This window comes from Paraburkholderia caffeinilytica, assembly GCF_003368325.1.
Classification (GTDB): Bacteria; Pseudomonadota; Gammaproteobacteria; order Burkholderiales; family Burkholderiaceae; genus Paraburkholderia; species Paraburkholderia caffeinilytica.
On the sequence record NZ_CP031467.1, the window covers coordinates 879,527 to 899,242 of the forward strand.

Sequence of the window (19,716 nt, forward strand, 5' to 3'; positions counted from 1 at the left end):
GCAAGGTCGGCCCGGGGTCGTTGAGCGTGCCCACATTGGCCAACCCGCGGGAAAACCGCGCTTGAAGCGATCCGTGCCGGTGATAGGATGGCCGCCACTTTCACCTTTCGCGAGGCCGTCCGTGGCCTCGCCGCCCAGCATGTCCGCCAACCGTTTCGATACGCTTGCGCTGCACGCCGGCGCCGCGCCCGACCCGACCACCGGCGCGCGCGCCACGCCTATTTACCAGACTACCTCGTTTTCGTTCCGCGACTCGGACCACGCCGCGGCGCTCTTCAATATGGAACGCGCCGGCCACGTCTACTCGCGCATCTCGAATCCGACCGTGGCCGTGTTCGAGGAGCGCGTGGCCGCGCTGGAAAACGGCGCGGGCGCGATCGGCACCGCCAGCGGCCAGGCCGCGCTGCATCTGGCGATCGCCACGTTGATGGGCGCCGGCTGCCATATCGTCGCCTCCAGCGCGCTGTACGGCGGCTCGCATAACCTGCTGCACTACACGCTGCGGCGCTTCGGCATCGAAACGACCTTCGTCAAACCGGGCGACCTCGACGCGTGGCGCGCCGCACTGCGCCCGAACACGCGCCTGCTGTTTGGCGAGACGCTCGGCAATCCGGGCCTCGACGTGCTCGATATCGCCGCGGTGGCGCAGCTCGCGCATGAGCACCGCGTGCCGCTGCTGGTCGATTCGACCTTCACCACGCCCTATCTGCTCAAGCCGTTCGAGCATGGCGCCGACTTCGTCTATCACTCGGCGACCAAATTCCTCGGCGGCCACGGCACCACGATCGGCGGCGTACTCGTGGACGGCGGCACGTTCGACTTCGACGCGTCTGGCCGTTTCCCCGAATTTACCGAACCGTACGAAGGATTTCACGGCATGGTGTTCGCCGAGGAAAGCACGGTCGCGCCGTTCCTCCTGCGCGCGCGCCGCGAGGGCTTGCGCGACTTCGGCGCGTGCCTGCACCCTCAGGCCGCCTGGCAACTGCTGCAAGGCATCGAGACGCTGCCGCTACGCATGGAACGGCACGTCGCGAATACGCGCAAGGTGGTCGAGTTCCTGTGCGCGCACCCTGCCGTCGAAGCCGTCGCCTACCCCGAACTGGCGTCGCATCCGGACCATGCGCTCGCGAAGCGTTTGCTGCCACGCGGCGCGGGCGCGGTGTTCAGCTTCAATCTGCGCGGCGACCGCGCTGCCGGGCGCAGCTTCATTGAGGCGCTTTCGCTGTTCTCGCATCTCGCCAACGTTGGCGACGCGCGCTCACTGGTCATCCATCCCGCATCGACAACGCACTTCCGCATGGACGCTGCCGCGCTCGCCGCAGCCGGCATCGCGGAAGGCACGATCCGCCTGTCGATCGGTCTTGAGGACCCCGACGATCTGATCGACGACCTCAAACGCGCGCTGAAAGCCGCGCAGAAAGCGAGCGGGACAACTGCGCCGGGGAGTGGACCATCCGGTCCGTCCAACACGGTAAAAGACAGCCATTCCGGCTCGCCCGCTGCTTCGGCAAACGGCAGCCCATCCGCCCCGCCCGCCGATACCGACGGATCTCGCCCGGAGTCCGCATGATCCTCACCGTTCAAGGCAAGCCCGCCTACGCGTACACCGGCGGCAAGCCATTCGACCCCAGCCGGCCAACCGCCGTGTTCATTCACGGCGCCGAACATGACCATAGCGTGTGGGCATTGCAAACGCGGTACTTCGCGCATCACGGCTTCGGCGTGCTGGCGGTCGATCTGCCCGGACACTGCCGCAGCGCCGGCCCCGCGCTCACCACCGTGACGGCAATGGCCGACTGGCTGGCCGCCCTGCTCGATGCCGCCGGCGTGCAGCGCGCCTTCGTGGCCGGCCATAGCATGGGCTCGCTGATCGCCCTCGACTTCGCCGGCCGCTATCCGCAGCGCGTGACGCATCTGGCGCTGCTCGCCACCGCCGTGCCGATGGCCGTCTCCGACACCTTGCTCGACGCCGCCCTGCATCGCGAGTCCGATGCAATCGACATGGTCAATCAATGGTCGCACTCGACACTCGCCGCCAAGCCCTCGTGCCCCGGCCCGGGCTTCTGGCTGCACGGCATGAACCAGCGATTGATGGAACGTGTCTCGGCAAGCGGCGAGACGCATCTGTTCCACACCGACTTCACCGCCTGCAATAGCTACGCGGACGGTCTCACACGCGCCACGGAGGTGCGGTGCCCAACGCGCCTGATCGTGGGCCGGCGCGATGCGATGACACCGCCCCGTGCTGCCAAAGCGCTCGCCGCCGCACTCTCCCAAGCCGGCGTACCGGCCGACACGGTCACGCTCGAGGCCGGCCATGCGTTGATGACCGAGCAGCCCGATGCCACACTCGACGCGCTGTTCAGCTTCGCCTCGAAAGCCGCGGGCGCCGTTCCAACCGGCGTTCGATAGTTGCTGCGAGTCGTCACGATAACCGGGCATGTGGAGGCGCGCCATCGGCCGAATGGCCAGGTTGCGCGCATCGCCCGATAGCCGCACAATGGGTCAAGCCTGTCCTGTTTCGAGCACGCTCCGAGCAGATCGGTGCGCCGCGAAGCAACCTGGGAGCGACGGGCACGGAATCGAGTAGCGTCGACATTCGGAGGCCATCATGGCTCAAACCGCGCACACCGATCACTTCGCGAGTTTCGCGGAGTTTTATCCGTACTACCTGAGCGAGCATCGCAACACGGTATCGCGGCGGCTGCATTTCGTGGGTTCGCTCGGCGTGATCGGCTGCCTTGCCATGGCGCTCGCCACCGGCGACTGGCTATGGCTGCCGGCCGCTGTGATCTGCGGATATGGCTTTGCCTGGGTCGGGCATTTCTTCTTCGAGAAGAACCGGCCGGCTACCTTCCGGCATCCGCTGTATAGCCTGATGGGCGATTGGGTGATGTTCAAGGACATCTGCGTCGGCAAGATTTCGCTGTAGGTTTGGCGTCCTGTGCCTTCGGCCAGGGTTTCGCCGTGAGTTTAGCCTGCCTGATGCGGCCACTCAGGCATCCGTGAATTGCCGCAGCTTCGGGCAGCCTGATGTGGCATTCAGGCATCCACGATTGCCGCAGCTTCAGGCAGCCTGATGTGGCATTCAGGCATCCATGATTTGCTGCGGCTTCAGGCAGCCTGATGTGGCATTGAAGAAGTGCCCTGCTCGCTTTCCTGGGCGCGCGCTGCTCGCGCGGCAGCACGAGCAGCCAGCAGCGTAGCGAGCGTCACTTTCAGCTTGTCGTTTTCCAGCGCCGCCAGCAGCGTCTGGCCGTCCACGCGTGTAGAAGCAAGTTCAAGCTGATAATCCAGCTCCGCGCGGTCGATCACGAACAGGCCGAACAGGCGCTCGACCGTGATCTGCGCAGGATTCGCCAGCAGCAGGAAGTGCTCGCGCGTGTCGTCGTCCTGCAAGCGCGCGATCCATTCGATCTCCTCGAGCTTTTGCAGCAGCTTGAGCGTGGTATCCATCTCGCGGCGAAGCATACGCGAGAGTTCCGGCACCGTGTGGCCACGCTTGCCCGAATCGCGCGCTTCCGAGAGCCGCGCGAGGAGCTCAAGCGAATCGAACAGATCGCTGCCCTCGAAAGTCGGCCGGTGAAACTGGCCAATGCGGATCGCCGGCAACGCCGAGGCGATCATCGCGCCGGCCAGCGCGATGAACCAGCATAGATACATCCACAGCAGAAACAGCGGCACGGCGGCAAATGCGCCGTACACCGTCGTGTAGGTGGGAATGCGGCGCACGTAATAGCCAAAGCCGCGCTTGGCGAGTTCGAAGGCGACCGCGGCAGCCACCCCGCCGATCACGGCATCGCGCCACTCCACCCGGCAGTTCGGCAGAAACACGTACAGCATCGTGAAGGCGAGCGCCGTCAACGGCAGCGCAGCACTGGTCAGCGCCCAATCGATCACCGGCGGAATATGTTGAACGGCCGTAGTAAGCGCCATGGAGCGCGTGAACAGATAGGAGGAAATCGACAGGCTCACGCCGATCAGAATCGGGCCGAGCGTGATGATTGCCCAGTAGACCAGGATGCGCTGCGCGATTGGCCGCGCCTTGCGCACCCGCCAGATCACGTTGAAAGCGGATTCCACGGTCATCATCGTCATCACGGCGGTGACGAACAGAAAAATCATGCCGATGGTCGTGAGGCCCTTGGCCTTCGACGCGAACTGATTCAGATAGTCGAAAATCTGACTGTTGAGTTGCGCGGGCATCAGATGGTCGGCGAGAAATATCTGCAGCGACATCTGAAACGAACTGAAAAGCGGAAACGCGGTGAACAGCGCGAACGCGACCGTGGCGAGCGGCACGAGCGCGAGCATGGTAGTGAACGTGAGGCTGCCGGCCACCTGCGGAATGCGGTCTTCGCTACTGCGCTTTGCCGCAAACTGCGCGAGCCGTTTGAGCGTGTCGAGATCGAAACGCACCCTGGACAACAAACCCACCTCCCTACCTCCCTGCTTCGTAAAACGGTGTTTCAGGACCTTGCGCGAGGCCTGGCCGAATGGCTATGGATGGCCTGTGCAGCGGACCCAGCCCCTATAATACCCGTTCACCAATGAGGCCTATGAAAGACATTCTCGTGCTCTATTACAGCCGTCACGGCGCCACGCGCGAGCTTGCGCTGGCGATCGCGCACGGCGTCGACAGCGTCCCCGGCATGCAGGCGCGCGTGCGCACCGTACCGGCGGTTTCCACCGTCTGCGAAGCAACCCAGCCCGATATCCCCGCTGAAGGGCCGCCCTACGTCGAACTGCGCGACCTCGAGGAATGCGCCGGTCTCGCGCTCGGTTCGCCTACCCGCTTCGGCAACATGGCCGCGTCGCTGAAATACTTTCTCGACGGCACCACGCCGCAGTGGCTTTCGGGCGCGCTGTCCGGCAAACCGGCCTGCGTGTTCACCTCCACCGGCAGCTTGCACGGCGGCCAGGAGTCGACGCTGCTGTCGATGATGCTGCCGCTTCTGCATCACGGCATGCTGATCGTCGGCATTCCATACACCGAGAGCGCGCTCTCCACCACGCAAACCGGCGGCACACCCTATGGCGCGTCGCATTTCGCACGCGCGGGCACGGCCGAACAGGGTATCTCCGCCGACGAAAAGACGCTCGCGATTGCCCTCGGCGCCCGCGTTGCCCGCACGGCGGCGTCCATGAGCGAACGGCCGTGAGCGCAACCGCCTTGCCCGTGCAGCAAAACCGCGCTGCCGCGCTCGGTGCCAGCACCGCCTTGCTCGCGCTGATCGTCTTGTCCGTCGCGTGGGAATGGTGGCTCGCGCCGCTGCGTCCGGGCGGTTCGGCGCTGGTGCTCAAAGCCGTGCCGCTACTGCTCGCCCTGCCCGGCGTGTGGCGGCGCCGGCTTTACACGCTGCAATGGGCGTCGATGCTGATCCTGCTGTATTTTGCCGAGGGCATCGTGCGCGGCTGGAGCGACCCCGGCCTGAGCGCCCGCCTCGGCTGGCTCGAAGCCGCCCTCGCCGTGGTTTTTTTCATCTGCACGCTCGCGTACGTCGCGCCGTTCAAGCGCGCGGCAAAACGGGTGGCCAGGCAGGCAGCACAAGAGAACGCACAGCAAAACGCCGGGCAGGCCGAGGAAAGCACATGATGAGAGCAGCGCTTTTCGCGTCGCTTTTTGTGCCGCCTTTTGCGCCGCCTCTCGCGTCACTTCCCGCGCAACCTGTCCGCCGAACATCCTGACCGACCAACATGACCCAAGCCGCATTCCTCTCCGCTTGCCGCGACGCCATCGGCGCCGCCCAGGTGCTCACCGACCCGCACGACACCGCCCCCTACCTCACCGACTGGCGCCGCCGCTACACCGGCGCGGCCTGCGCGGTGCTCTGCCCGGCCACGCCTGACGAAGTCGCGGCGCTCGTCAAACTCGCCGTCGAACATCGCATCGCGCTGGTGCCGCAAGGCGGCAACACCGGTCTGGCCGGCGGCGCCACGCCGGATGCAAGCGGTGCGCAGGCGGTCATCAGTCTGCGGCGTCTGAATCGCGTGCGCGACATCGATCCGCACAACAACACGATCACCGTCGAAGCCGGCGTGATCCTCGCCGAAGTCCAGAAGCACGCCGAGGAAGCGGGCCGCCTGTTCCCCCTGAGCCTTGCCGCGGAAGGCAGCTGCACGATCGGCGGCAATCTCGCCACCAACGCGGGCGGCACCGGCGTACTGCGCTACGGCAACACGCGCGAGCTGTGTCTCGGCCTGGAAGTGGTCACGCCGCAAGGCGAACTGTGGGACGGCCTGCGCGGACTGCGCAAGGACAATACCGGCTACGACCTGCGCGATCTGTTCATCGGCGCGGAAGGCACGCTCGGCATCATCACCGCCGCCGTGCTCAAGCTGCATCCGCAGCCGGCCGCACGCGTCACGGCGCTCGCCGCCCTCGCGTCGCCACATGCGGCGCTCGATTTCCTGTCGCTCACGCAACGCGTCGCCGGGCCGCTTCTGACCGGTTTCGAACTGATGTCGGATTTCTGCCTTCGGCTGGTGGGCCGGCATTTCGAGCAGATGCGCTACCCGTTCGCCGATCCACATGCGCAAATCGTGCTATTGGAACTGTCGGACAGCGAAAGCGAGGCGCACGCGCGCGGACTGTTCGAACGTCTGATGGAAACCGCGCTCGAAGAAGGTCTGGTCGAAGACGCGGTGGTCGCGGAAAGTCTCGCGCAGTCACGGGCATTCTGGAATTTGCGCGAACACATCCCACTCGCGCAGGCCGAGGAAGGGTTGAACATCAAACACGATATCGCGGTGCCGATTTCACGCATCGGCCACTTTATCGAGGAAACCGACGCGGCAATCGCGCAAGCCGTGCCGGGCGTGCGCATGGTCACGTTCGGGCATCTCGGCGACGGCAATCTGCATTACAACGTGCAGGCGCCCGAGGGCGTCGACGCAAAAGCATTCCTCAGGACCTGGCAAAGCCCGATCAACCAGATCGTCTACGACAGCGTGCACCGGCATCGTGGCAGCATCAGCGCGGAACACGGCCTCGGCCAGCTGAAAATCGACGAAGCGATGCACTACAAGCAGGATGTCGAGGTGCAGTTGATGCGCGCCGTCAAACGCGCGCTGGATCCGCAGAACCTGATGAATCCGGGCAAAGTGCTACGCTAGGGATTGGAGCCTTCACCTTCTGGTGCGAGGCTCATGGGAGGAGTCGTCGTGAAGATTCGCGTGCTGTCCGATCTGCATCTGGAATACGACGAGCCCGAGCTGATTCCGCATGCGCACGCGGATCTGATCGTGCTGGCCGGCGACATCCACAATCACGCGGCCGGCCCGCGCTGGGCCGCGCAGACTTTCGACGGCGCCGTGCCGGTGATCTACGTGCCTGGCAATCACGAGTACTACGACGGCGAATTCGGCGCGCTCGAAACCGCTCTCTACGACGCAGCCGCGCAGGTCGACAACGTCCACGTGCTCAATAACGCCGCGCTGATCGACCCGCAAGGCCGCTGGCGCGTGCTCGGCGCCACCTTGTGGACCGACTTCGCGTTATACGGCGCGGACCCTGACACGCTCACGGAGTCCATCGACGCATCGCGCCGGGTGATGCTCGACTTCCGCGGCCTGATCCAGATGAACTGGCCGCACGACACCCAGGACTCGCCGCGCGACTTCACTCCTGACGATTCTCTCGCGCTGCACCGGCGGGCGCGTGCCTGGCTCGAAAGCGAGCTGGCGAAGCCGTTCGGCGGCAAGACGATCGTCGTCACGCATCACGCGCCGCATCGGCAGAGCCTGGCCGAGCGCTATGCCGAAGACCGCGCGTCGGCCGGTTTCGTCAATCATTTGCCGGACCTGGTGCGCTCGCCCGTCGCGCTGTGGATTCACGGGCATACGCATACGTCATTCGATTACACCGTGAACGGCACGCGCGTGGTCTGCAATCCGCGCGGCTATCTCGACCGGCGCACCCGTCAGCCGGAAAATCCGCAGTTCACGTGGGATAAAGTCGTCGAGATATAGCGTCGGCTTGGGGCCGATCTGGGTAGCGCGGCCAGACGCCACGCACTACGCTGTGGTTGTCGTTGGATTCGGGTCGGGCCGGCTCGTGGTCAACGTCTCGGCGTTTCGGCGTTTCGGCGTTTCGGCGTCTCGGCGTCTCGGCGTCTCGGCGTCTCGGCGTCTCGGCGTTTCGGGCTCAGCTTCGGCCGCTTCGGCGCCAGGCCAAATCGCCTGAATGGCTCGGATAGCTCGAGTCGGCCAAACCCGCCAGCAGTGATCTCAGGAGGTCGCTCATGTGTGGTCGAATCAGCCAATACCGCGATCCGTATCTGTACGCACAGCAGCTCGGCCTCGCCGATCCGCTCATGCTGTTCGACGACGCCGACCGCCGTCCCGGCTACAACCTCGCGCCTGGCACTCATCCGCTCGCGATTTACCCGGACCAAACGCTGCACGCGATCCATTGGGGCTACTGCCCGGATTGGGCACGCGAACAGCATCTGCCGCAGACGATCAACGCGCGCGCCGAAACCGCGCCGCACACGCGCTACTTCAAGGACCTGTGGAAAACCGGGCGGGTTATTGTGCCGGCAGACGGCTGGTTCGAATGGCGCATGGAAGCGGCGCCCGGAACGTCGCACGAGGATAACGCAGCGCAAGTCGAGGCAACGGTCCGCCAGCCCTACTTCGTGCACCTGAAAAGCGACGCGCCGATGTACCTCGCGGCCCTATCGAGCGTACGCGGCACGGAACCGCAAACGGAAGGCATGGGGCTGGTGATCGTAACAGCCACCGCCGACGCGGGCCTAATCGACGTACACGGCCGCCGCCCGCTGGTGTTCGCGCCGGAGGCGGCGCGCCGCTGGCTGGATCCGGCCCTGCAGTTCGACGAACTCGAAGAACTCGCGCGCAGCGCCTGCCTACCCGCCGCGCGATTCCGCTGGCACCGGGTGAGCCCAGAGGTGGACCGCACACTCAATGACGAGCCGGATCTGATCAAAGCGCTGCACTGAACGTGCGGAGCGCGGATCGAAACAGTTCGAAGCGGTTCGAAAGGGTTCGGCACCCCGACCGCACCGGCGCGGCAACCCGCAAGACGCACCGAAAAAATGCAACAACAAGCTCAATTGCCGCGCGCCCAGTGACCCAGCGGCCTAACGCGCCGGCCAGCCTCAACGATCGCGCCGCGGTTCCTGCCGATCGGGACGCTCGACCTTGATCGGCACCAGTTGCGGCTGCTGGTCACGCAGGCGGCGCAGCAGATCGCGCGATGCGGCGATTCCGATCAGTCCCAGCATGACGGCCACGCCGATCATCAGATGCGTATCCATGAATCCCTCTTCCTTCAATGGTTGCGGTTGTTGCGATTTGCCGAACGGCGGCTAATTGAACGCGTCCGGCTGAATGCGGCAGCGCATGAACCACACGTTAGCAAATCGACCGCGGCCCAGAAGTAAGGAAATGTTGCGGCGCGGCACTTATGTAACAGACGGTCACGCCATCTCCGCGTGAAACCGTCAACAATGGTCAACCGCCCGCGCGGCACTGCTTCAGGTGCGCGCGAACTGGCGCAACTCTTCCTGATCGACGGCCAGCGTGGCGGGCAGCTCGTCGCGCAGAAATTCGACCCAGGTGCGAATTTTTGCGTCCAGATACTGCCGGGACGGATACAGCGCGTACAGATTCATTTCCTGCGAGGTGTATTCCGGCAACAGCCACACGAGATTCCCGCTACGCAAACCGCTGATCGCGGAGTAGATCGGAATCAGGCCAACCCCCATGCCGCTGCTTACCGCAACCGCCATGGCTTCGGCGACGTTCACCTGAAAGGTGGCCGGGCCGAGGGCAATGGTTTCCTCGCCGTTCGGGCCGTCGAAGATCCATTTCTCGGTCGGGAATATCGGCGTCACCATTTGCAGGCAGGTATGGCGCGCGAGGTCCGAGGGTGTTTGCGGCACGCCGTGCCGCTCCAGATAAGCCGGCGACGCGCACGCAATGCTGAACGCGCTGCCCAGCCGCTGCGACACCAGCCCCGAATCCGGCAGCCCGGTTGCCAGCGTCAGCGAGACGTCGAAGCCTTCGTCGAGCAGATCGGGCATACGCTGCGCGAGCGTCAGTTCGATATGCACATCCGGATAGCGCTCCTGATAGCGGCCCACCGCCGGCACCACATAGTGTTGGCCGAAGCTCGTCATGGCGTGGACCTTGAGCTTGCCGGACGGGCGGGCGTGGGCGTCGCTGGCCTCCGCTTCCGCCTGATCCACGTAAGCGAGGATCTGCTCGCAGCGCTGCAGATAGCGCTCCCCCGCCTCGGTCAACGCAATACGGCGCGTGGTGCGGTTCAACAGACGCGTGCGCAGGTGCGCTTCCAGGTCGGAAACCGCGCGCGACGCGTACGCCGTGGTCGTGTTCAGGTGCTGCGCTGCCCCCGTGAAACTGCCCGCCTCGACGACCCGGACAAATACGCGCATGTTTTGAAGCGTATCCATACTTTTCCCTGTCGATCCGGAGTTAGCGCATCCGCGCTTATATCGACCCTGAGCCGGTGCTTCAGCACCTGCTCCGGCCCCACGCACAGTGCTCCGGTCCCGTGCAACGTGGTTGCCGTTGATCGGTAGCGATTGTTACACGATTCGCAAAGGCGATTATCTCATATCGCGTAAAAATCCCTTGCATCTTTACCCGTTATTCCCCAATCAATCAAAAAATATAATGACGCACATGCTTCTATAGCCAAATTTGGAGGAAATCGTGCAGTCTCCGGTACAGAAAGGGGTCGCCGCAGCCGCGGTTCTTACGATCCTATTAACAATCGCCGGCTGTGCCAGTACCGGAGGCATCGCGCCGCAGGACCGCGGAATCGAGCCCTCTTCGCTCGACGCAGGCAACGCCATCCGGGCCGCCAATGCGGACGCCCAATGGCCGGCCGCCGACTGGTGGCGTGCCTATAACGACCCGCAACTCGATGCGTGGATCGAAGCCGCGCAGGCGGGCAATCCGAGTCTCGCGATCGCCCAGGCGCGCGTGCGCGAAGCCGTCTCGATGGCGGGCGTTGCCCGTTCGGCGCTGTCGCCGCAAGTAAACGGCAGCCTGTCGATCCAGCGGCAGAAATGGGCCGACAACCTCTATTACGGCCCCGGCCCGCTGGCGGGCGAGCAGTCGTGGAACAACACCGGCACGCTGGGCCTGTCGTACAACCTCGACCTCTGGGGCAAGGACAAGAACGCCGCCGAGCGCGCGCTCGACGCCGCCCATGCAAGCGCGGCGGATTTCCGCGCCGCCCAGCTCGAACTGGAAGGCAACGTGGTGCGCACGTACATCGAGCTGTCGATGAACTACGCGCTGCTCGATATCGCCAAATCCACCCTGCAGCAACAGCAGCAGATCGTCGACCTGGCGAACCGGCGGCTGAAAGGCGGCATCGGCACCCAGCTCGAAGTGAGCCAGGCCGAAACGCCGATGCCGGAATACGAACGCCAGATCGATGCGCTCGAGGAAAAAATCGCCTTGGGCCGCAATCAATTGGCGGCACTGGCCGGCAAGGGTCCGGGCGCGGGCGATGCGATCCAGCGTCCGACGCTCTCGCTCGACAACGCGCCCGCCAGTCTGCCGGGCGCGCTGCCGGCGGATCTGATCGGCCATCGGCCGGACGTGGTGGCGGCGCGCTGGACGGTCGCGGCGCAAGCGCGCGGCATCGACGTCGCCAAGGCCAGCTTCTATCCGGACATCAACCTGCTGGCGTCGATTGGCGGATACGCCGCAATGGGGCCGCTGTTCCAGTTCCTGAAGGACCCGTCGCATAGCTGGAGCGCGGGTCCGGCGCTGTCGCTGCCGATCTTCGACGGCGGGCGTCTGCGCTCGCAACTCGGCGCAGCGTCGGCAGGCTACGACGAGGCGGTCGATCGCTATAACCAGTCGATCGTCGGCGCGCTGAAGGACATCTCCGACCAGGTGATCCGGATCCGTTCGCTCGCGACCCAGGCGCAGGACACCGACCGTTCGGTCGCGGCGGCGCGCAAGAACTACGACCTCGCGCGGGAAGGCTATCGGCGCGGTTTGACCGACTATCTGAACGTGCTGGTCGCGCAAAACCAGTTGCTGCGCGCGCAGGAAGGCGTCGCGAAGATTCAGGCCGAGCGCCTCGCCGCGCACGCGTCGCTGGTCACGGCCCTGGGTGGCGGACTCGACGAACCGGGCAACGGTCCGCAGGCGAACGAGACGTTGCCGGCGCATGGGAAGGGCAAAGCGGTGGCGACGAAGGCGATCTCCGCGACCAGGCTTTCGGACGCACCGACGCAGACCGATTCGGCGAGCCACGTGGATAACACAGCGTCCGCTGCCGCCACAGCACACGCGCAAAGCCCGGCCTCCTCTGCGGCAAAGCCGTTTCCCGCAACTGCAAGACGTGCGAACGGAACCGGCATGAGCGCCGCGGCGACTGCAGCCCCTCCGTCCGCCGACGCGGCCACGGCTGAATAAGGAATCCGGCCATGTCAGCCTCGCCCTCTCCCGCCTCGCGCCCTGCTTCGTTCGCCGCGCTCTGCTCGGCCGCCGCCGACTGGGCGCGCACCGACGGCCTCACGTGGGTCTATCTGTTCAAAGCGCTCGCCGCCTGCTTCCTCGCGCTCGGCATCGCCATGAAACTCGACCTGCCGCAGCCGCGCACCGCGATGACCACCGTGTTCATCGTGATGCAGCCGCAAAGCGGAATGGTGTTCGCCAAGAGCTTCTACCGGATCTGCGGCACGCTGGTCGGCCTCGTCGTGATGCTCGCGTTGATCGGCCTGTTCGCGCAGCAGCCGGAACTGTTCCTCGTCACGACCGCGATCTGGGTCGGCATCTGCACTGCCGGCGCCGCGCGCAATCGCAACTTCAAGTCGTACGGTTTCGTGCTGGCCGGCTATACCGCCGCGCTGATCGGCATTCCCGCTTCGCAGCATCCGGACGGCGCGTTTCTCAGCGCGCTCACGCGGGTGGCCGAAGTGGTGGTCGGCATCGTCTGCGCGGGCGCGGTCAGCGGGCTGGTGTTTCCGCAGTTCGCCGGCCTGCAGATGCGCGGCACCGTGCGGGCGCGTTTCTCGGCGTTCGTCGAGTACGTGTCGGCCTCGTTGGCCGGCCGCAACGACCGCGCGCAGATCGAGGCGACCAATGCGCGCTTCGTCGCCGACATCGTCGGTTTCGAAGCCGAGCGCAGTGTCGCCGTGTTCGAGGGACCCGATTCGCGGATGCGTGGCGGCCGTCTCGCCCGTCTGAACAGCGAGTTCATGACCGCCTCGACGCGCTTTCACGCGCTGCATCAGTTGATGAACCGGCTGCGCGATGCGCACACGAGTGGCGCCATGGTCGCGGTCGAAGCCCTCGAACCGTACTTCAAGGAAATCGCCCCGCTGCTCGCGAAATCCGGCGAACCGGTGTTGAGCGCCGCGGACGCCGCCCACGCCGCCGCGCAACTCGACGCGTACAAAGCAGCGCTGCCCAAGCGGGTGCGCGCGACACGCGCCGCACTGGAACCGCAGCCCGACGCACCGCTGCTCGACTTCGACACCGGCGCCGAATTGCTGTACCGCTTCATCGACGATCTGCACGCGTACGCGGCCACCTATGCATCGCTTGCCGTCGACACGCACGAACGCGAGCGCTGGATCGAGCGTTACGAACCGAAGACGAATGGCATTGCGGCGGGCGTCGCCGGCTTGCGCGCGGCCATCGTCATGGCGGTGCTCGGCGCGTTCTGGATCGCGACCGCGTGGCCGAGCGGCTCGACCTTGACGCTGAACGCGGCGGCGGTGTGCGCGCTGGCGTCGTCGTCGCCGAATCCGAAGCGCACGGCGTTCCAGATGGCCGGCGGCACGCTGGTCGCTTCGGTGATGGGGATGATCGCTGTGTACGGCGTGTATCCGCACATCGACGGCTTTCCGCTGCTGTGCGCCACGCTCACGCCGTTCCTGCTGCTCGGCGTGTTCATGACGACGCGGCCCGCGCTGGCCGGCTACGGTGTCGGCTACTGCATCTTCTTCTGTTTCCTCGCCGGTCCAGACAACCTGATTCATTACGACCCGAGCGGCACCATCAACGATGCGATTGCGCTGGTGCTGTCGATGCTGGTGTGCGCGATTGCCTTTGCCGTGCTGCTGCCGCCCTCGACGCCGTGGCTGCGCAACCGCCTGCTGGTCGACCTGCGCCGTCAGGTGGCGCTGGCGAGCCGTGCGGGCATGCGCCGGGTGCGTTCGCGCTTCGAGAGCGGCGCCCGCGATCTGATGTTCCAGATCAACGCGCTCGCGCCGAACGAACCCGAGCTCAAACGCGACACCTTGCGCTGGCTCTTCTCGGTGCTCGAAGTGGGCAACGCAATGATCGACTTGCGCCGCGAAGTCGCGACGCTGCCCCGCGACGCACGCTACGCGCAGACGATGCCGTGGCGCGTCACATTGCGCGCGATGCGCGATGCGGTGACCGCGCTGTTCGAGCGGCCGCGCTCGGACCGCTTCGACCGCGCGCTGGCGGCGACCACCGACGCCATCGCCGCGGTTCAGCTGATGCTGGCCACCTTCACGCCGCCGCGCGAGGAACGGCATCAGCTGCAACGCATTCTGAGTCAACTGCATTTCATTCGTACCGCGCTGCTCGATCCGCAATCGCCGCTTGAACCGCTGATGAGCGGACGTGCCGGTGCGTCAGAAGGAGTTCGTCATGCCACGTGATATCGCTGTTTTCGACGCCTACGTGCCGGCCATTGTGCTGCTGTTTATCGCGGGCGCCGCGCTTACCTGGATGTTGGACCGCGTGATTGCCTATACGGGCCTGTATCGCGTGGTATGGCATCCGTCCTTGTTCCGGGCCAGCTTGCTCGTGTGTGTGTGCGGCGTGCTGGGTCTCGCCGTTTATCGTTGATCAGAGTCGAAACATGACCATTCGAAATATCGTTGGCTTCGTCGCGACAGCCATTATCTTTGTCGTCGCGATTTTGATTGGGCGCGTGTTGTGGGTTCATTACATGGATGAACCGTGGACACGTGACGGGCGCGTGCGCGCCGAGATTGTGAATGTGGCGCCTGATGTTTCCGGTGCGGTTGTGGATTTGCCTGTTAAGGACAATCAACTGGTGAAGAAGGGCGATCTGTTGATGCAGATCGATCCTTCGCACTATCAGATTGCTGTTGAGCAGGCTCAGGCTGCTGTTGCCGCGCGTAAGGCTGAGCTGCAGATGAAGCGGGACGATGCCGAGCGGCGCGCGGATATGGATGCCTTGGTGGTGTCCAAGGAGAGCCGCGAAAATGCGACTCATACTGCGTCGGCTGCTGAGGCTTCGTATCAGCAGGCGCTGGCTGCGCTCGATGCCGCGAAGTTGAATCTCGAACGCACTCGGGTTGTGGCGCCGGTGGATGGGTATGTCACTAACCTCAATGTGTTTCGCGGCGATTATGCGACTGCTGGCTCAGCCAAGCTCGCTATTGTCGATAGCCATTCGTTCTGGGTCTATGGGTATTTTGAGGAGACCAAGCTGCCTCATGTTCGGGTCGGCGATAAAGCCGAAGTTCGGTTGATGAGTGGCGGTACGCTTCAGGGGCATGTCGAGAGCATTTCTCGAGGGATTTATGATCGGGATAATCCGGAAAGCCGTGAGCTGCTGGCTGATGTGAATCCTACTTTTAATTGGGTTCGGTTGGCGCAGCGTGTGCCTGTGAGGGTTAGGATTGATTCTGTGCCTGAGGGGGTTGTGCTTGCTGCTGGGATTACTTGTACTGTTGTTGTTCAGCCAAGCTGAGGTGGTTGCCTTCGCGGCGCTTTTTGGTCGTGTTTCTGGGTTTGGTGGCCTTTCCTTGAATCGCTAGTGGTCTATTAGCGTTCGCCCCTGTGCGGGGCAGGCACTTACTTTCTTTGCCGCCGCAAAGAAAGATAAGCAAAGAAAGCGGCTCACACCGATCTTGCTAAGTGGGAACCGTAGTTTGCACAGGGTAGTGGTGCATCTGGAATCCGTGCTCGCGCTCCTGCATGCGCTTGTGACAAAGGCGTCATTAGCTCCCACTCCGCACTACGTGCGTCGCGGACGGGTCTGCCTGGGAAACCAAGGGTTTCGTTTCCAGGGTTTCGTACCCGAGGCATCGGGTACGAAACCTGCCGCTTTATAGCCTGAACTTTCCAACCATCTGTTTCAGGCCGCGGGCCTGGTCGTCCAGGGAGCGGGCGGCGGCTGTTGCCTGTTCCACCAACGCCGCGTTCTGCTGCGTGCCGGAATCCATCTGCGTCACCGCAAGATTGATCTCCTCGATCCCCGCGCTCTGCTCGGACGACGCGGCCGAAATCTCGCCCATGATGTCGGTCACGCGCTTCACCGCCTTCACCACTTCATCCATCGTCTGGCCAGCATCCTGGGCCAACGTCGAGCCGTTGCTCACGCGCTCCACCGAGGTACTGATCAACCCCTTGATCTCCTTCGCGGCAGCCGCGCTGCGCTGGGCGAGATTGCGCACTTCCGCGGCGACCACCGAGAAACCGCGCCCTTCCTCGCCGGCTCGTGCGGCTTCCACCGCCGCGTTCAGCGCCAGAATGTTGGTCTGGAATGCAATCCCTTCGATCACGCCAATGATGTCGCCAATGCTCCGCGCGCTGTCGTTGATCTCGTTCATCGTCGCGACCACGCGGCTCACCACGTCGCCGCCCTTCTCGGCAATCTCCGATGCATTGTTGGCCAGCGTGCTCGCCTGCTTCGCGTTGTCGGCGTTCTGCCGAACCGTCGAGGTCAACTGCTCCATGCTGCTCGCGGTACGCTCGAGCGCCATCGCCTGTTGCTCGGTGCGCTGCGACAGATCGAGGTTGCCCATCGAAATTTCGCCCGACGCCGTCGCAATCGCGTCCGCGCTGGACGCAATGTCGGAGACCGTCGTCGCAAGGCCGCTTTGCATGTCGTGCAGCGCGTACAGCATGCTCGACTTGTCCTTGCGGCCCAACGCGATCTGATTCGACAGATCGCCCGCCGCAATCCGGCTGGCAATCTCCTTTGCGTACGCCGGTTCGCCGCCGAGCTGGCCGGCGAGGCGCCGCACCACCCATTCGCTGATGCCGAACGCCAACGCGATCAGCCCGACCGTCATCACGGCGATCATCACGAACGACGAATGGAAGATGAAACCCGATGCCTCGATGGTCGCCTTCGCGGCTGTGCCGCGCTGCGCGACGAGTTCGTCGACGAGCTTTTCGAGCTTGCCGGTCTCGACCAGCAACGAAACGTCCTGGGTGCCGACCTGCCAGTTCATCTGCGAAAGATCGAGCGGCTGTGCTTTCACGAGAGTCACGAAGTCACGCAGGTGAGCGCTCCACACCGCGACGGCAGCGGCGAATTTCTTCTGCTGGTCGACCGCCTTCGCGTCGGATGTGTCGACGTACTGTTGCAGCGTGCCGAGTTCCCTGGCGAGACCGTTCAGCCCCTTGTCGATGTCGCCGCCGAGATCGTCGCGCTCCTTGGCCGTAGTCGCGGTCAGCAGCATCTTTTGCGCTCGGCTTGCGCGCAGCATGTGGCCGCGCGCCTCTTCGGCAGCGCGGCTCGCCACGTGGCCCTGGTCGTAGATCGATTGTGCGGAGGTGTTGAGGCGGCTGATCTGGGTCAGCGAAAACACGCCGATCACGAGCGTGCCGATCAGCAGCACGGCAAACGCGAGCCGCAACGTCGCCTTCACCGACAAGCCCTTGAGCCGCACGGCACGCGAGCGGCTTCCCGGTCCACGCGACGGCGACGGCTTGCCCGCCGCTTCCCCATCCGGTACGAACCCCGCGCCCGTCTGGCCACCCAGCGAAACTGCTTTCATATTCCTCGTCCCCACGTGTCGAACTGCCGGAAAGGTCGGTTCCGGCATTAATACTTATCTCTCCGGGTCTACGGCATAAGCGTCCGCGATCTTTAACGCCGCTCGCCTGATGCCGATTGTCGCGCCCGGTCCTTGACGCGCCGCTTTGTAAGCTTCGCGCCCGCGACCGTTTTATACATGGCCAAAAATCCCCGAACCGCATTTATCAGACGACGTGCCGGCGGCGCACGGACATGTGCAACACGCTTGACACGAGCACCGCCGCGGTGCATATCGCACCGGATCTCCGCCCATTCATGAGGCATGGAAAGCACCATGCGTGTCCGATTCTCGACAAAACTTGTCCTTACAATTCGTGCGAGCCACATTAAACTTCGACAAATAGCTGACAACGCCCGGCGCAGCGTCGAAATGCCACACCAGTCGGAACAGCACGTGAACCTGAAGAACGACGACGCGCCGGCAGCCTGAAATCGTGACCTTTCACCCCATCTCCTCTCTCATCTAGCGTATGGAAACGAGCCTCGACAAAAGCGCCCTCGCCGGCGCCTCAGCCTCTCCCGCCAGTCCCGCCACAGCCGCACAGCCGGCCGCCAAGGTTCAGCGCACGGTCTACTCCGTGCTGGGTGCGATCAGCTTTTCGCATCTGCTCAACGACATGATCCAGTCGTTGATCCTGGCGATCTACCCGATGCTGAAAGACAATTTTTCGTTGTCGTTCGGACAGATCGGCCTGATTACGCTGACCTACCAGATCACCGCGTCGCTGCTGCAACCGCTCGTCGGCAGCTATACCGACAAGCATCCGAAGCCGTATTCGCTGCCCGTCGGCATGGGCTTCACGCTCGCCGGCCTGCTGCTGATGTCGGTGGCGCCGAGTTTCGGCGTGCTGCTGGTCGCGGCGGCGCTGGTCGGCTGTGGCTCGTCGGTGTTCCATCCGGAATCGTCGCGGGTGGCGCGCATGGCCTCGGGCGGCCGGCATGGCCTCGCGCAATCGCTGTTCCAGGTGGGCGGCAATGCGGGTTCGTCGCTCGGGCCGCTGCTCGCGGCGTTGATCGTGATTCCGCACGGCCAGCGCAGCATCGCGTGGTTCTCGGTGGCGGCGCTGGTTGCGATCGTCGTGCTCACGCAAATCGGCCGCTGGTACAAGCAGCATCCCGCCGTGAAGAAGGCGCGCAGCCAGGCCGGTCACGCGACCCTGTCGAGCAGGCAGGTCATGTTCGCGATGGGCGTGCTGATGCTGCTGGTGTTCTCGAAGTACTTCTACCTCGCCAGCATCAACAGCTACTTCACGTTCTATCTGATCGACAAGTTCCACCTGCCCGTGCAAGCCGCGCAGGTCCACCTGTTCGTGTTCCTCGCGGCGGTCGCGGCAGGCACGGTGATCGGCGGCCCGATCGGCGACCGGATCGGCCGCAAGTATGTGATCTGGGTGTCGATCCTCGGCGTCGCGCCGTTCACGCTGCTGCTGCCGTACGCCAACCTGTTCTGGACCGGCGTGCTGACGGTGATCATCGGCATCGTGCTGGCTTCGGCGTTCTCGGCGATCCTCGTCTATGCGCAGGAACTGATCCCCGGCAAGGTGGGGATGATCGCGGGCCTCTTCTTCGGTCTCGCGTTCGGGATGGGCGGGATCGGCGCCGCCGTGCTCGGACAGTTGGCCGACGCCACCAGCATCGCCTATGTGTACAAGGTCTGCTCGTTCCTGCCGCTGATCGGCCTGTTGACAGTGTTTCTGCCGGATGTCGAAGGCAAGCGCGCGAAAGCGTGATGCGCGGCTCCAGATGCGAATGAGGAAAAGGGCGCCGCGGCGCCTTTTTTCTTGCGCCCCCGCTCATGGTGAACCCGCGTTGTCCGCGCAGCCACGCCTGCACTATGCTTGTGCGGACGTACGTGCTGTTCTCTCGCCACGCCCGACAGCCGCACGACTCGCCTTCCGTTCACTCCCGCAGCAGAAGGATCG

The 19,716-nt window shown here is 64.4% G+C and carries 17 protein-coding genes; 13 read left to right on the forward strand and 4 right to left on the reverse strand.

Annotated elements, in window-relative coordinates:
- Positions 1–139 precede the first annotated feature (139 nt).
- The 3 genes from DSC91_RS19885 to DSC91_RS19895 all read left to right on the forward strand — a co-directional run bounded on the left by DSC91_RS19885 (position 140) and on the right by DSC91_RS19895 (position 2,932).
- A complete protein-coding gene (locus tag DSC91_RS19885; RefSeq protein WP_115780519.1) occupies positions 140–1,570 on the forward strand; it encodes an O-acetylhomoserine aminocarboxypropyltransferase in 1,431 nt (476 codons plus the stop codon).
- Complete coding sequence (locus DSC91_RS19890; protein WP_115780520.1) at positions 1,567–2,412, forward strand: alpha/beta fold hydrolase; 846 nt, start codon at positions 1,567–1,569, stop codon at positions 2,410–2,412. The genes DSC91_RS19885 and DSC91_RS19890 overlap by 4 nt, the downstream gene beginning before the upstream one ends.
- A gap of 199 nt (positions 2,413–2,611) precedes the next feature.
- Positions 2,612–2,932, forward strand: coding sequence for an Mpo1-like protein (locus tag DSC91_RS19895; RefSeq protein WP_012433756.1), 321 nt, complete (start codon positions 2,612–2,614; stop codon positions 2,930–2,932).
- Between the two features lie 182 nt (positions 2,933–3,114).
- Here DSC91_RS19895 and DSC91_RS19900 read toward each other — a convergent pair whose 3' ends face one another.
- On the reverse strand, positions 3,115–4,431 hold the full coding sequence (locus DSC91_RS19900; protein WP_115783361.1) for a YihY family inner membrane protein: 1,317 nt from the start codon (positions 4,429–4,431) through the stop codon (positions 3,115–3,117).
- A gap of 128 nt (positions 4,432–4,559) precedes the next feature.
- On the opposite strand from DSC91_RS19900, the gene wrbA reads away from it, so the two are divergent.
- The 5 genes from wrbA to DSC91_RS19930 all read left to right on the forward strand — a co-directional run bounded on the left by wrbA (position 4,560) and on the right by DSC91_RS19930 (position 8,963).
- A complete protein-coding gene (gene wrbA / locus DSC91_RS19905) occupies positions 4,560–5,162 on the forward strand; it encodes an NAD(P)H:quinone oxidoreductase (RefSeq protein ID WP_115780521.1) in 603 nt (200 codons plus the stop codon).
- Positions 5,159–5,596, forward strand: a complete 438-nt coding sequence (locus DSC91_RS19910) for a DUF2069 domain-containing protein (RefSeq protein ID WP_115780522.1) — start codon at positions 5,159–5,161, stop codon at positions 5,594–5,596. Before wrbA ends, DSC91_RS19910 begins: the two co-directional genes overlap by 4 nt.
- 101 nt (positions 5,597–5,697) lie before the next feature.
- Entirely contained in the window at positions 5,698–7,116 is a 1,419-nt protein-coding gene (locus DSC91_RS19915) for an FAD-binding oxidoreductase (RefSeq protein ID WP_115780523.1), read from the forward strand.
- Positions 7,117–7,164: 48 nt separating this feature from the next.
- On the forward strand, positions 7,165–7,971 hold the full coding sequence (locus tag DSC91_RS19920; protein WP_115783363.1) for a metallophosphoesterase: 807 nt from the start codon (positions 7,165–7,167) through the stop codon (positions 7,969–7,971).
- Positions 7,972–8,243: 272 nt separating this feature from the next.
- Entirely contained in the window at positions 8,244–8,963 is a 720-nt protein-coding gene (locus DSC91_RS19930; protein WP_115780525.1) for an SOS response-associated peptidase, read from the forward strand.
- A 159-nt stretch (positions 8,964–9,122) separates the two neighbouring features.
- Here DSC91_RS19930 and DSC91_RS37885 read toward each other — a convergent pair whose 3' ends face one another.
- Together DSC91_RS37885 and DSC91_RS19935 are read right to left on the reverse strand one after the other, a co-directional pair.
- Entirely contained in the window at positions 9,123–9,281 is a 159-nt protein-coding gene (locus DSC91_RS37885) for a hypothetical protein (RefSeq protein WP_167470516.1), read from the reverse strand.
- 219 nt (positions 9,282–9,500) lie between these two features.
- Positions 9,501–10,439 carry a LysR family transcriptional regulator gene (locus DSC91_RS19935; RefSeq protein ID WP_115780526.1) on the reverse strand — a complete coding sequence of 313 codons (939 nt, stop codon included), beginning with the start codon at positions 10,437–10,439 and terminating at the stop codon, positions 9,501–9,503.
- Positions 10,440–10,701: 262 nt separating this feature from the next.
- Between DSC91_RS19935 and DSC91_RS19940 the strand changes: the two genes are divergently transcribed.
- The 4 genes from DSC91_RS19940 to DSC91_RS19955 are packed head-to-tail and all read left to right on the forward strand — an operon-like array spanning position 10,702 to position 15,715.
- Entirely contained in the window at positions 10,702–12,429 is a 1,728-nt protein-coding gene (locus DSC91_RS19940) for an efflux transporter outer membrane subunit (protein WP_115783365.1), read from the forward strand.
- An 11-nt stretch (positions 12,430–12,440) separates the two neighbouring features.
- Complete coding sequence (locus DSC91_RS19945; RefSeq protein WP_115780527.1) at positions 12,441–14,651, forward strand: FUSC family protein; 2,211 nt, start codon at positions 12,441–12,443, stop codon at positions 14,649–14,651.
- Positions 14,641–14,841, forward strand: coding sequence for a DUF1656 domain-containing protein (locus tag DSC91_RS19950; RefSeq protein ID WP_106286390.1), 201 nt, complete (start codon positions 14,641–14,643; stop codon positions 14,839–14,841). The genes DSC91_RS19945 and DSC91_RS19950 overlap by 11 nt, the downstream gene beginning before the upstream one ends.
- A 13-nt stretch (positions 14,842–14,854) precedes the next feature.
- Positions 14,855–15,715 (forward strand): efflux RND transporter periplasmic adaptor subunit, encoded by an 861-nt coding sequence (locus DSC91_RS19955; RefSeq protein WP_115780528.1) that lies wholly within the window; start codon positions 14,855–14,857, stop codon positions 15,713–15,715.
- Between the two features lie 358 nt (positions 15,716–16,073).
- Here DSC91_RS19955 and DSC91_RS19960 read toward each other — a convergent pair whose 3' ends face one another.
- Positions 16,074–17,753, reverse strand: a complete 1,680-nt coding sequence (locus DSC91_RS19960) for a methyl-accepting chemotaxis protein (protein WP_115780529.1) — start codon at positions 17,751–17,753, stop codon at positions 16,074–16,076.
- Between the two features lie 511 nt (positions 17,754–18,264).
- On the opposite strand from DSC91_RS19960, the gene DSC91_RS19965 reads away from it, so the two are divergent.
- Positions 18,265–19,524, forward strand: a complete 1,260-nt coding sequence (locus DSC91_RS19965; protein WP_115780530.1) for an MFS transporter — start codon at positions 18,265–18,267, stop codon at positions 19,522–19,524.
- The last annotated feature ends 192 nt before the right edge of the window (positions 19,525–19,716 follow it).